The organism is Arcticibacter sp. MXS-1 (assembly GCF_041902385.1).
Classification (GTDB): domain Bacteria; phylum Bacteroidota; class Bacteroidia; order Sphingobacteriales; family Sphingobacteriaceae; genus Arcticibacter.
This window is the reverse complement of record NZ_CP169244.1, coordinates 4368695-4380850: the sequence shown is the minus strand read 5'-3', so window position 1 is coordinate 4380850 and position 12156 is coordinate 4368695. Positions and strand designations below refer to the sequence as shown.

Here is a 12156-nt window from a genome sequence, read left to right as displayed (position 1 = left end):
ACCGACAGCGCTCCATTTGTTTGCTTTGTTATCATTTGGATATGCAGTGGAGGGCGCAGGTCTCACTGAAAATAGCTTTTATACTGCGGAGGCAGGCTTTTAATGGAGCGTATGTAGATATCCTTATAGAAAACCTCGGCCGCTTCACTCTGCAGCTGAATCTTTCCTTTGGTGAGGGCGCGCGCCGTTCGCCCGTCATACCAGGACGAGTTTGAAAGAGCCATTACCACATGGCCATTCACAATATGCAGGCTCTTGTCCTGGTAGCAGATCAGCTCAATTTCATTCCATTCGCCCTTCGGCTTCTCATAATCAGCTGCCGCTTTGCAGAAGTAATAGCGATCTTTCGCGCCCTGACCCAGCTGATAGAGCCTGCCATCGCGACTGTAGATCAATGAATCCTTGCCCGCTTGCTTTTTTGCTTTTATGTCTATCTGCGAGTTAGCGATGCACCAGTAGTCGCCCATGCTTCGTTCAATCATCTGAAATTCCTGCGAAAGCATCCAGGAGCGGAAATAGTCAACTCCGCATTCGCCCCGAGAATGGTAGAGAATGCCCGAGTCCATGGGTTCAAGCAGGCGGGGTTCCCATTTTTTATCGCCCCACTTTACCTTCATTTTGAGGTGATAGTTCTCAAAATCCTGGCGGGTAAAGACGCATCCGTAAATCTCGCCGCTGATCCTTAAGACCGGTGTTTTCCCTTCCATCGTTACTGAAAAGACCTTCGCCTCATTCTTGTCGTATCCGATCGGCGGAGTTGGATTGCCCTTTTCGTCTTTCGGGACGTCGCCGGTATAGGTTGTCTTGTGACGGTAGCTCTGGTACGTGCGCCAGTGGCTCAGCTGCTGATCAAGCAACGGAGTCCATGACTCGTCGGCGCGAAAAGAGGTGATGAGGGGAGAGAGGAATAACAGGATGGCAAGCAGCGATAGTTTTTTCATGGTTTTTGAAACGTAAACATAGCCGATTTTGCGGTTCAGCCAGATAAAGTGAAAAATAAGCAAAGAATAGGATAAATTGATACAAGAGTACCGCGCTCTCCGGCTCTTTGGGCTACTGATCTGGAGCCCCCGGTTGTGATCCCGACGCTCTGCCTTCCATGTGGCGTTATCATTCAATGTGTAAAATAATCCTGTCATGTCGTTCTAATCTTTTTGACGGTCCTGCTTTGCTTATGTTAAGAAATTTCCCTCTGACTCATACCGGGCCTCCTGAAGATCAAAAGTAACAGAGGCTGGGATGACCAGCAAACAACGGTGCCAGATGGTGCCAGATGGCGCTAGATGGCACATCTTGTGCTTACGGCTGTTCCTTCATTGCTCTTGCCGCCTTGCAGGGGCAGACCTCACTATTACCTGGGCTGTACCTGCCTCGCCGGTTATTCGTCGATTTTTTTACCGGATGTAAGTCCGGCGACGGCCAAACGACGAAGCGACGACGGCCAAACGACGAAGCGGCGACGGCCAAACGACGAAGCAGCGACGGTCAAACGACGGCGCAGGAACGAAGCAAGGGATAACCAGAAGCGAAGAAGAAACGGCGAACCGACGACAAACCGACGGCCAAACGACGACAAACCGACGATAAACTGACGGCAAACCGACGAAGAAACGCCGGCACGGTCGTAGAATCTGCTGCTTATAATCGGGTCAGATGACAAGAATTGAGGAGGATTGCCGTAAGAATTTAGCAGGAGAGATTCGGCTTATTGAAACTTCCTGTACCTTTGCCAAATGCAAGAACCGTTTGACATTGAAATGGGTGAGATCACCTATTCGGTATTTCCTGAGGAGGAAGGGACTTATACGATCTTCAAAGAAGGGAAGGAATACATGAAGATCCAAAAGGACGATGAAGGGCAGTGGCTGAAGCTGGACGATGAAACAGAGCTTCCGCTATTTAATGAGAATGAGGAAGTGAGCGTGCTTGGAAAAGCGATTCAGGAGTACACCGCTTAAACTCTTTATAGAATTACGGTTTATATTTTTCTTTTTTTGCTTCCCTGGCAGGCGTTTCTCATTCATTCAGCGGGCAACGAACCGTAGTTTAATGTGGTATTCTGTTCGTTAGCCTTGCTCGGAAACTTTTTCGTACAAGTTTCCTTGTCGGCAGGGATAGACCTCAGTGAGGTCGCTTCGTTAGGTTATAACATCATTATTTCTTTTTCCAAAAGGCCGAAATGAGATGGCTTCGCTGGGTTATTGCCGTCATTAGCTCTTTCTTAAATGCCCTCAATTGAATCGCTTTGCCAGGTTATAGAAATTATTGATCGTTTTTCAAAAAGCCTCAATCAGATCGGCTGCGGAGTTTGATAAATACAAACGGCTATAAATCACCAATTTGTTCAATTTCTGAACGCTGCATCCGAATGTTTTTGCAAAAAAATGTTAAATAGTTTTTTAATTACGAAAGTGTTCGTATAATTGTAATACGAAATTATTCGTAATTATGATGAATGTGAGACCGACCGATAGTGAGCTTGAAATTCTGCAGATACTCTGGGAGAAGGGAGCTTGTACTGTAAGAGATGTGAATGAAGCTTTAGCAGAGGAAAGGGGAGAGGAGGTTGGCTATACAACAACCTTGAAGCTGATGCAGATTATGCACGAAAAGGGTATGGTGGGACGGGACACGAGTTCGCGCACGCACGTCTACCGCGCTTTATTATCGCCCGAAAATACGAAACGCACGATTCTGAATAAGGTGATCGATACTGTGTTTAACGGGTCGGCAACGCAACTGGTGATGCAGGCGCTGAGCAGCAGTAAGTCTTCGAAAGAAGAAATTGAACAGATCAGGAAATACTTGGATCAACTCGATAAAAAATAGAACCGTTATGGAAGCTGTTAAATTATTTCATGGATTGACCGAAGCCATGTATGAGTCGCTGGGGCAGGCTCTGATAATTTACTTATTAGCAAGATTAGTAATCTTTCTTCTTCCGTGGATGGACTCGGCGTTTCGTTACCGGGTTCTGTATGCCGCTCTGAGCCTCAGTTTTTTGCTGTTCGGGGCACGCCTTGTGTTGGTGCTTCTCGACGGGGGCAGTTTGCCACAGCAGTCCCAATCAGTGCGGCCTCCCGATCTGAGCCCTCATCTCTTCAGCATTAAGGCCCTTGTCCATTATTACGCTCTGGAGATCAGTTTACTCTATGTAGCCGGAATCGTCCTACAAACTGTCTTGCTGGCCACCTCGATCCTGAAGGTGCAGTGGTATAAGGACAAGCGTTATTTACAGCAAAACGAGCTATGGCAGATCCGCCTGGAGGCTTTAATGATGGAGCTGGGGATAAAAAGGAAGGTGGCGCTCTTCTTCGGTGAACGGATAAGCGGTCCTTTTACGGCTGGCTGGCTGAAGCCGGTGATCTTATTTCCTCTTGCCGCCCTTAACAACCTGAGTACTGAGCAGGTAGAAGCAATCCTGGTACACGAGCTGGCGCATATCAAGCGTAATGACTATTTCTGGAATTTCCTGCAAAGGCTAATGGAGATGCTGCTGTTCTTTAACCCGGTAACCTGGGTGCTCTCGGCTGAGATCAAACGCGAACGAGAATACTGCTGTGACGATGTGGTATTGAGACAAAGCGACGCTACAGTTTCTTATGCAAAGGCTTTGTTCCTGCTGGAACAGTCGCGGTCGGGTTATAGCCTTATGATGCAGGCTGCGGGACAGAAGAACTGCCTGCTAGATCGAATCAAACGTTTAACAGATATGGAAACATCAAAATCAACAGGCTTGCCTAAAGCTATTGTTTTGACAGGACTGATGGTAACCGTGCTTTTCCTTGGATGGGTGAAGCCGCTGGAGGCTGCCAGAGGGGACGAACATGCCAGGGCCAGAGAAGCCAAACGAATTGCAGAGCTTGAAGCACAATGTACGATGGGTCTGCAGCGGAACGAAGTACTCCCCAGACGTAAGACGGCTCTGGCGACCGCTTTTGCGGATACCGTGTCAGCCAGCCCGTTCAGTCCTGCTGCTGCCGCTGCACCTGCTGCACTGCCAGCATCTGCGGCTCAGTCTGCACCTGCGGCTCCGGCAGCATTGCCTGCACGTCCTGCGTTACCGGCCCCGCCTGCAGACTCCTGTGAAGGTGCTGCATCTGCTACAGCAAAGTATTTCAAAAGTGCTGAATGGAAGCAGGAGGTTGAGCGCATAAAAAAGCAGTCGGAAGACATCGCAAATTACTTTAAAAGTGATGAATGGAAGAATCAGATGGAGTCTCTGAAAAAGCAGGTTCAGGACATTCAGGAACATTTCAGCGGGGACGAGGGAAAGGCCCGTACCGAAGCTATAAAGAGACAGGCTGAAGAGATGAAAAAGCATTTTGAGAGCCCCGAGTGGAAGGGGCAAATCGCTAAAGTCAAATCAGACTCAGAAGGTCTGGCGAAATATTTTAACAGTCCCGAGTGGAAACAACAGATGGAAGATATAAAGAAGCACGCACAGGAGATTCAAAAGCAATTTGAATCTCTGGAGTGGAAGAAAAGAGCTGAAGATCAGGCAAAAAATGCGGCTGAAGCCGGGCAAAAAACAGAGCGCCCTAAGAAGGCGACGAAATAAGTTCAACATATATTGTCACACCATGCTTTCAATCGCCTTTTCTTAGCTTTCCGTGGATACTCTTTTCAGATGTCGTTCCGTGAGGACAATATTAAGTACGATAGAGGCCACAAGCAACGTCAGGAATATAATAAGACGAGCTGTATGAATCGCAGGAAAGATCAGCCTGGAAAATAGAGTGATGCTCAGAATACCCAGCTGACTGATCAGCATTATTGTAGAAGACATCCTGTTCGCCTGTCTCCAGGTCTCAGAATTCTTCATTGAACGGTGTGTCCTGTAACCGTAAAAGGGATTTATTCTTTTCGGTGGGAATAGCTTAAATACGCAAGCAACAGCAAGCATCACTACACCAATAACAAGCTCTGCAAAGTCCGTATGTGTAAGTATATCTGAGTCCACGTTTGTTTTCAATATATGCGCCTCTAAGAAGCGAACTTATCTGATCGATTCTGATTAAATTTAATAAACGCACGACCTGTGCTAACAAATCGAAGCTGAAAGCTGGTTGAATATTCTTTGTGGCCATTACAAAGCAATACTCTTTTACAAAGAACACTCATGAGCTGCGCTCTCAAACGGAGGATGGAAGGACGATTGAGTGTTCTTCCTGGCCTTAAAGAACAAAGATACTTTTACAAAAATATCTGCACGCCGTCCAAAAGGACAGTCCGTGCAGATATTATACGGTGACTTGATCTTAAGGCATCGTATCGTCCCGGCCGCTTAAAACCGAAAAAGTTACTTTCCGGCGGCTACCTTAACAGACGCCGGCACTTTCCACAGATTCCGTTTGTACTCTTGGATCTTTCGTTCTGCCTCATCTGCGTCGAGTGCTGCATCCTGCGCGCTTACTGAACCGAGGGATGATGATTCACGAACGATCTTGCTGGCGAACTTGCGCTGAACAAAGAGGTCGTCCATTGTCATCTCGAAAAGGTCGCGATCTGGATCGGAGATGTCGATCTTAACAAGGGTGTACCTTAGCTGGGGGAAATAAAGCCAGAAAGCAGGAGTTGATCCAATAGCGGTTGCGGAGGAGTCGGAGGTTGTGACATTCATCAACGGCGCAACGCCGATGATGCGTGTTTCTACCCTGCCCCGCTGCTTGTTAAGGAAGATGTCTTCCTTGATACGGAACTTGGTTACCTTCTGGGGATCAAATTCGTTCAGCATCATCTTAGAGTCGATCTGGTTTCCGTCGGCATCAAAAATAGGAACCAGTACGCTGTCCTGAAACCTCATTTGTCCTTCCTTAGCTGATAGCTTGTGAGTGAAGCTTTCGTCGGAAGGCTCGTAGGGGGTGAGTCTTCCCGCCGAGATGTCTTTCATGATCGCTTCGATCAGCGACTTGCCCGGAACGCCAAGGACCAGATTGTTTTTGTCGGTGATGTCTATATCCCGCCAGACACGCTTGTAAAAACGAATATTATTGCGATTAACGTCGGGATAGCTGAAGGGGATGGCTTCTTCCAGCGCCTTGTTTGTATTGAAAAAGCCATCAGTTTGAGGAATAGTGTCTGTATTAACAGACATCTGGGTGACGGCGGCACCGGCTGCTGTCTGAGCAACGCTTCCGGATGAAACCATTTCCTGAGCTTGTGTCGCAAGCCCTGCAGCCAGACATATCGATAAAAGTGCGACATTTTTCATGATCTTGGTAGTTTTGATAGATGATTAATAATCAGTGTATTATTTTGCTTTAACCTGAGCTGATGGAATTTCGATTGCCGACATCACGCAGCGGAAACCGATGTAAGAATGTGGCATGTCCTGATTTTCATAGTTCCTTGTATCACTGTTCAAAAGTATGCCGGGATCTTTCCATGATCCTCCTCTTACAACTTTTCGTCTTCTGACCTCCCCGTCGTTGGGAGTAGCATCGTACAGAAGCACAGGGTTAAGGTCGTTCACAAATTCGATGGCGGAAGGACTGTAGGCGTCAAGGGTCCATTCTGATACGTTCCCTGCCATGTTGTAGATTCCGAACTCGTTTCGCGAGTACGACTTTACGGGGAGCGTGAAGGTCGCTCCGTCTTTGGAATATAGTCCTTCGTCCTGCTTAAAGTTCGCGGCCATTTTTTCGGTGCTGGCTTTGCCTTTGCCATTGCCTTGTGCTGCATACTGCCATTGTGCCTCGGTAGGTAGGCTAAAAGTGAAGATGAAGTCTTTGAGGTAGGAGTTTTTCTTAAGGGAAGCGACAAATTCCTTTCCGCGCCAGTCGGTGTATGCCCGTGCCTGTTTCCAGGTGACTCCAACGACAGGGTAGTTATCAAAGGCACTGTGATAGAAATAGTTCTGATCCATCATTGCCATCTGGGCATTGGGGAAGTCCTTCGACCAGATGCTTTCTGCCGGCATTACCGATACGGTGTCTGTCACGTATTGCCCTGCTGTGTTCCCTCCGGAGCGGAGGTAGGTGAATGCATATTTCAGCACGTTAGGGTTCAGCATTTTCCGGTCTCCCCGCATGACGAACATTGGGGCGAGCTTATCCTGCACAGCAGGCGAGTGATCATCAAACGGCGACTTCTTTTTTACTTTATCCCAGTCGATAATCTTTCTGCTGATAGCGGTTGCTCCGCTTCCCTGTTTGATCTCTTTAAAGTACGACGGATCGTTCAGGTAGTTGGTGATGGCCACTGAGTCGGCAACCCAATTGACAAACTGCCTGTATTGCTTGTTTGACACTTCGGCCTGGTCAATAAAGAAAGAACTGATGCTGATATTTTTACTTCCGGCAGCACTGTCTGATCCTGTTTTGTAGTTGATGGTGCCTGAAGGAATGTATACCATTCCCGGAGGAGCAGGCAGGCTTTTCCCCGGAGGCGGGCTCAGCCGGGCCTGAGGACTGCTGAATGATGACATGATCAGTGCGGTAGCCGCAGAAAGTATAAATGTGCTGGTGATAGATGTTTTGATCATATTACTTAATGAATAGATTGTTTTTTCCAAATAATGCTTTCTTAACTCCTATGGTAAGACATGAGTAGAAATCGTTGTGGTTACTGCCACGGGGAATAAAGCCGTCAAGGCGGTCGTATGAGCTCATGTTCAGCTGGTAGTTGATATTGATCGCCCAGGTTGGGCCAGTCATCGACTGCTTGAAGGGAAGGTCAATGCCGAAATAGGCGGGGATGACCATCTTTGTCTTGTGGTAACTGCCGAATTCATCATCAAAGTAGGGAATGTCGTTTCCTTCTTTGATTTTGGCGTCTATATTATTCCTGATGACGCCGGCTCCAATGCCGACATACAGATAGGATAGGTACCCTAACAGACTTTGGTTTTTAATAGAATACAAGCCATAGTTCTTTTTAGCCGCATAAAACTGTCCTGCCCGGAGCTTGATATTAAAGTCACCGGCTATGAAATTATTTTTATACCCGCCGAATACGCTGTTTCCGGATGTCTTTCCAGCCTGCAGGGTAATGCCGGTTGTAAGAAATGGGGTGATGTTACGATCGAAGGTGCCATTTACATTATATCCGATATCCGCGGTTTTAAAATCAGCATGCATCATGGTGCCTCCTACGCCAAGGCCCGCACTATAGGGGTATGCGAACTGCGCGTTCACTTGCTGAGTGATGAAAAAGATACAGAGTAGTATCGCAATTGCAGTTGCCTTTTTTTCTGTCGTTGCGTTGTAAAAGAAAATCATAATTGTGCTACATATTTATTTCTAAGTGTGTGTTTCGCGGTCTTGCAGGAGACAAGCTGTTCATACTGGTTTCAGTCCTGTCAGCGGGCGGGGCTCATTAGTGTTTTAAGAACCGTCGCCCGATGTTTAAATGCCAGGAAAGACATTCGAGCTGGCTTTACTCATTACGCTGCGTCCTGCTTCTTCCTATTTTTCACTGGTAATACAAGACGGATTAACAAATTCAATAGAAAATAGTTCTAAAATTGGTCAAATCAGCAAATCGATAAATCAATAATTTTTATTTTACTAAAAGTGTTCCCAATAGTAAAAGACTAATTATCAGACACAATAAACACCGGGGACGCCGACGTTGTTTATAGGTTATAATCACACATTTATGAAGAGATGTTTTTATGTTTTATTAGTGGCTTCCCTGATAAGCGCCTGCGGGTCGTCTACTCAGATTGTCGGTTCCTGGAAGAAGGAGGGCGTGTCGGATTCTATCACCTATAAAAAGGTTTTTGTAGCGGCGCTTACGAACAACCTTTCGGCCAAGCAAAAGGTGGAAAGTGAACTTGCTGCTGTTTTTTCTGCACGGGGAGCAGCCGTAACAAAAAGTATGGATGCTTTTCCGCCTGATCTGGAAAGTAAGAGCAGCAAGGATAAGGATGTCTTGCTTAAAAAGATCAAGGATTACGACACGGACCTGATTGTGACCAACGCCGTCATTGACAAGCAGACGCAGGAAAGGTACGTTGGAAGTCCTTATGCTCCATGGGGATGGGCCGGAAATTTTTGGGGATATTACCGGGGATATTACGGGCGCTTCTATGACCCCGGTTATTACACTCTTGAACGCGTCTATTATTTGGAGACCAACGTTTTTGATGCCAGGACCGACAAGCTGATCTGGTCAGCTCAATCGAGAACTGACAGTCCTTCAAGTCTCAACCGCTTTATAGAGGACTATGTAAGGGTTGTGGCGGCTAAGATGGCTGCGGATGGAGTTCTAAAATAGCGTGTTAGAAGCAGGGATTCTTGCAATAATAAAAAAACCGCCCTTTTGAGGCGGTTTTTTTATTATCAAGATTAATATTATGCTTCGTCAGGCTGCAGACCGAAGTGTTCAGGTGAACGCCAAAGGGCTGACAGGAGTAACTCACGCATGTAGAAGAATTCTTTCGGAAGTTTATCATACATCCTCTGGAATAACTCGTCGTGGCTCTGGATTTCTTTCTTCCAGGCTTCGCGATCAACTTCCATGATCTTTTCGAAGTCGTGTCTGCAGAAATCAAGGCCGTTCCAGTCGATATCTTCGTAGCGAGGCATGTAACCGATAGGGCTTTCAACAGCGCTGGTCTTGCCGGTAACACGCTGAACGATCCATTTAAGGGCACGCATGTTTTCGCCGTAACCTGGCCAAAGGAATTTGCCGTTTTCGTCTTTTCTGAACCAGTTCACACAGAAGATACGTGGAGCTTTTGGAAGGCTGCGACCGAACTGTAACCAGTGGTTAAAGTAGTCGGCCATGTGGTAGCCGCAGAAAGGAAGCATTGCGAATGGATCGCGACGAACTTTACCAATTTCGCCGAAAGCGGCAGCAGTCATTTCAGAACCAATTGTAGAAGCAGTGTATACACCGAAATTCCAGTTAAAGGCTTGGTAAACAAGTGGTACAGTTGTAGCCCGGCGACCGCCGAATACAAATGCTTCTACAGGTACGCCCTGAGGATCTTCCCATTTAGGGTCGATAGAAGGACACTGGTAAGCAGGAGCGGTGAAGCGGGAGTTAGGGTGTGCTACAGGCTTGCCGCTTGCAGGATCGTGTTTTTGTCCCTGCCAGTTTGTGATGTCTGCAGGAGCCTGATCAGTCAAGCCTTCCCACCATACATCGCCGTCAGGAGTTACTCCAACGTTAGTGAAGATCACGTTTCCGCGAATAGTAGCCATGGCGTTCGGGTTGGTCTTTTCGTTAGTGCCAGGAGCAACACCGAAGTAACCGTTTTCAGGGTTGATTGCATATAATTTGCCATCAGGACCTGGTTTAATCCAGGCAATGTCGTCTCCGACAGTGGTGATCTTCCAGTCGCTCAGGGCAGGAGGAGGAATCAGCATCGCGAAGTTTGTTTTACCACATGCACTTGGGAACGCCGCAGCGATATAAGTTTTTTCTTTTTCGGGGCTTTCTACACCGAGGATGAGCATGTGTTCTGCTAACCATCCCTCTTCTTTACCCATTACTGAGGCAATGCGAAGGGCGAGACATTTTTTACCCAATAAGGCATTACCGCCGTAACCTGAACCGTAAGATACAATTGATCTTTCTTCAGGGTAATGTACAATATATTTAGTTGTCGGGTTGCAAGGCCATTTAGCGTCTTCCTGGCCTTCAGCTAAAGGTGCACCAACGGTGTGGAGACACTTAACAAATTCGCCATCAGTTCCGAGTTGCTCAAGTACTTTTGTTCCAACCCTTGTCATGATGTGCATATTCACCACCACATATTCAGAGTCGGATATTTCAACACCGATCTTAGCGATAGGAGAGCCGATAGGGCCCATGCAGAAAGGTACGATATAGAGAGTGCGGCCTTTCATACATCCCTTCATTAAGCCTTCCAGCGTTTTTTTCATTTCCTTGGGATCTGTCCAGTTGTTAGTCGGACCAGCGTCTTCAGGAGTTCTGCAACAGATATAAGTTCTGTCTTCTACACGTGCTACGTCACTAGGATCGGAGAAGCAGGCGTAGCTGTTAGGCCATTTGCTTTCATTTAATTTGATAAAGGTGCCTTTTTCAACCATTTTACCGCAAAGCTCATCGTATTCTCTTTTAGAGCCGTCGCAGAGGTAAACTTGGTCAGGTTCAGTTAGTTCGATGACTTCGGTAAGCCAGGTTTTAAGTTCTTCATGCTGAAGTGAGTTTAGGATCTCTTCCATGTTTGTTGGTTTAAATAATACGTCGTTCATGTTATTCGATTTATTATGTATAGACAATCAGAATAATTTTTATCGGGGCAGAAAGAACAACTTTTTTAGGTCTTGTCGGTGTCAGTTTTCAGAATTAAGAATCGGCTAAGATCTTATTCCTTATGCCCTGAAATCCGGTACATAGTTAGATATAAGAGTTCAACTTGCATATGACCGTTGTCATTATTTGTGGTGTATTTTGTCATCTTTATTAAAGGCGGTCCGGCGTGGATTGAAAACATTGTAATTTTTCATAGGGTAACTTAGTTAAATGGCAGAAAAAAGGTCGTTTGTGCAATGAGCGCTTTTTGAGAGCAGCCTCTGCTCCCAAAAATAAAAAATTTTTATTAACTGAAAATAAATCTGTTTTAGGCATAAATAATCCAATTGCTAATTCTATTAGCAAAATAAATGATGCGTTTTGTAACTTTGTATATATGGAGTTAAGCACGAAGGAAAAGCTGGAGATATTTGCCCGATATATAGGCAAGCATGTATGGGTGGAATGCTATGAGAACCGGGGTCGCGTTGAGGTGCATCACCGGTGCGGATTGTTAAAGGGAGTAAAGGAAGATGCTATACTGGTTGCTACGGCAGAAGGCAATGAGTGGATGCCTTTTGATCAATCTGCTTCTTTGATGTATCGCTACAGGCTGTTGCTTCACCCTTTAAGCAGACTAACAGAAGACATCACGGCGACTGCCAATAACCTGCCGGCTTCCGGGTTCATTTCTCAATATTATATAAAACTTGGCTTCGATATGCCCGTATTCATCGCCCCCGATCATCCGGGGAACTGCAAAACTGTGGCCGAACTGGGACTGGCTGATTACCGTTCGCCGCGCGAGATTGTTGAACTTAATTATTCAGGAGTGCCGCCGGAGTGGCAAACTAGTATAAATCTTTAAAAATTTAAGGGTCAGAGCCAGGAATTTTGGGGATTGTCAAATACTCCTGCAAAAAACTGCAACATTTAAAATAAAGT

The 12156-nt window shown here is 46.4% G+C and carries 11 protein-coding genes; 5 read left to right on the top strand and 6 right to left on the bottom strand.

What is annotated here, in order from left to right; translation table 11 throughout:
* Positions 1-62: 62 nt before the first annotated feature.
* Positions 63-941 (bottom strand): DUF1080 domain-containing protein, encoded by an 879-nt coding sequence (locus ACES2C_RS18970; protein WP_374164627.1) that lies wholly within the window; start codon positions 939-941, stop codon positions 63-65.
* 792 nt (positions 942-1733) lie between these two features.
* Between ACES2C_RS18970 and ACES2C_RS18965 the strand changes: the two genes are divergently transcribed.
* The 3 genes from ACES2C_RS18965 (at position 1734) to ACES2C_RS18955 (ending at position 4561) form a co-directional block, all read left to right on the top strand.
* Positions 1734-1958, top strand: a complete 225-nt coding sequence (locus tag ACES2C_RS18965; RefSeq protein WP_374164626.1) for a hypothetical protein — start codon at positions 1734-1736, stop codon at positions 1956-1958.
* 490 nt (positions 1959-2448) lie between these two features.
* Entirely contained in the window at positions 2449-2829 is a 381-nt protein-coding gene (locus ACES2C_RS18960; RefSeq protein ID WP_374164625.1) for a BlaI/MecI/CopY family transcriptional regulator, read from the top strand.
* Positions 2830-2836: 7 nt separating this feature from the next.
* On the top strand, positions 2837-4561 hold the full coding sequence (locus ACES2C_RS18955; protein ID WP_374164624.1) for a M56 family metallopeptidase: 1725 nt from the start codon (positions 2837-2839) through the stop codon (positions 4559-4561).
* Between the two features lie 42 nt (positions 4562-4603).
* Here ACES2C_RS18955 and ACES2C_RS18950 read toward each other — a convergent pair whose 3' ends face one another.
* The 4 genes from ACES2C_RS18950 to ACES2C_RS18935 form a co-directional block, all read right to left on the bottom strand.
* Positions 4604-4906: an SdpI family protein gene (locus ACES2C_RS18950; RefSeq protein WP_374166988.1), complete on the bottom strand. Its 303-nt coding sequence runs from the start codon at positions 4904-4906 to the stop codon at positions 4604-4606.
* Positions 4907-5302: 396 nt separating this feature from the next.
* On the bottom strand, positions 5303-6214 hold the full coding sequence (gene gldN / locus ACES2C_RS18945) for a gliding motility protein GldN (RefSeq protein ID WP_374164623.1): 912 nt from the start codon (positions 6212-6214) through the stop codon (positions 5303-5305).
* 39 nt (positions 6215-6253) lie between these two features.
* Positions 6254-7486: an SUMF1/EgtB/PvdO family nonheme iron enzyme gene (locus ACES2C_RS18940; protein ID WP_374164622.1), complete on the bottom strand. Its 1233-nt coding sequence runs from the start codon at positions 7484-7486 to the stop codon at positions 6254-6256.
* Between the two features lies 1 nt (position 7487).
* Positions 7488-8222, bottom strand: coding sequence for a hypothetical protein (locus tag ACES2C_RS18935; RefSeq protein WP_374164621.1), 735 nt, complete (start codon positions 8220-8222; stop codon positions 7488-7490).
* A gap of 379 nt (positions 8223-8601) precedes the next feature.
* Here ACES2C_RS18935 and ACES2C_RS18930 point away from each other — a divergent pair, with 379 nt between their 5' ends.
* Positions 8602-9222 (top strand): hypothetical protein, encoded by a 621-nt coding sequence (locus ACES2C_RS18930; RefSeq protein ID WP_374164620.1) that lies wholly within the window; start codon positions 8602-8604, stop codon positions 9220-9222.
* A 77-nt stretch (positions 9223-9299) separates the two neighbouring features.
* Here the strand turns inward: ACES2C_RS18930 and ACES2C_RS18925 are convergent, their stop codons facing one another.
* Complete coding sequence (locus ACES2C_RS18925) at positions 9300-11171, bottom strand: phosphoenolpyruvate carboxykinase (GTP) (protein WP_374164619.1); 1872 nt, start codon at positions 11169-11171, stop codon at positions 9300-9302.
* A gap of 437 nt (positions 11172-11608) precedes the next feature.
* Between ACES2C_RS18925 and ACES2C_RS18920 the strand changes: the two genes are divergently transcribed.
* Positions 11609-12079 carry a hypothetical protein gene (locus tag ACES2C_RS18920; RefSeq protein ID WP_374164618.1) on the top strand — a complete coding sequence of 157 codons (471 nt, stop codon included), beginning with the start codon at positions 11609-11611 and terminating at the stop codon, positions 12077-12079.
* The last annotated feature ends 77 nt before the right edge of the window (positions 12080-12156 follow it).

Coding starts and splice junctions, on each gene's coding strand:
- ACES2C_RS18970 (WP_374164627.1), bottom strand. CDS start 941: ATGAAAAAACTATCGCTGCTTGCCATCCTGTTATTCCTCTCTCCCCTC.
- ACES2C_RS18965 (WP_374164626.1), top strand. CDS start 1,734: ATGCAAGAACCGTTTGACATTGAAATGGGTGAGATCACCTATTCGGTA.
- ACES2C_RS18960 (WP_374164625.1), top strand. CDS start 2,449: ATGATGAATGTGAGACCGACCGATAGTGAGCTTGAAATTCTGCAGATA.
- ACES2C_RS18955 (WP_374164624.1), top strand. CDS start 2,837: ATGGAAGCTGTTAAATTATTTCATGGATTGACCGAAGCCATGTATGAG.
- ACES2C_RS18950 (WP_374166988.1), bottom strand. CDS start 4,906: ATGCTTGCTGTTGCTTGCGTATTTAAGCTATTCCCACCGAAAAGAATA.
- gldN (WP_374164623.1), bottom strand. CDS start 6,214: ATGAAAAATGTCGCACTTTTATCGATATGTCTGGCTGCAGGGCTTGCG.
- ACES2C_RS18940 (WP_374164622.1), bottom strand. CDS start 7,486: ATGATCAAAACATCTATCACCAGCACATTTATACTTTCTGCGGCTACC.
- ACES2C_RS18935 (WP_374164621.1), bottom strand. CDS start 8,222: ATGATTTTCTTTTACAACGCAACGACAGAAAAAAAGGCAACTGCAATT.
- ACES2C_RS18930 (WP_374164620.1), top strand. CDS start 8,602: ATGAAGAGATGTTTTTATGTTTTATTAGTGGCTTCCCTGATAAGCGCC.
- ACES2C_RS18925 (WP_374164619.1), bottom strand. CDS start 11,171: ATGAACGACGTATTATTTAAACCAACAAACATGGAAGAGATCCTAAAC.
- ACES2C_RS18920 (WP_374164618.1), top strand. CDS start 11,609: ATGGAGTTAAGCACGAAGGAAAAGCTGGAGATATTTGCCCGATATATA.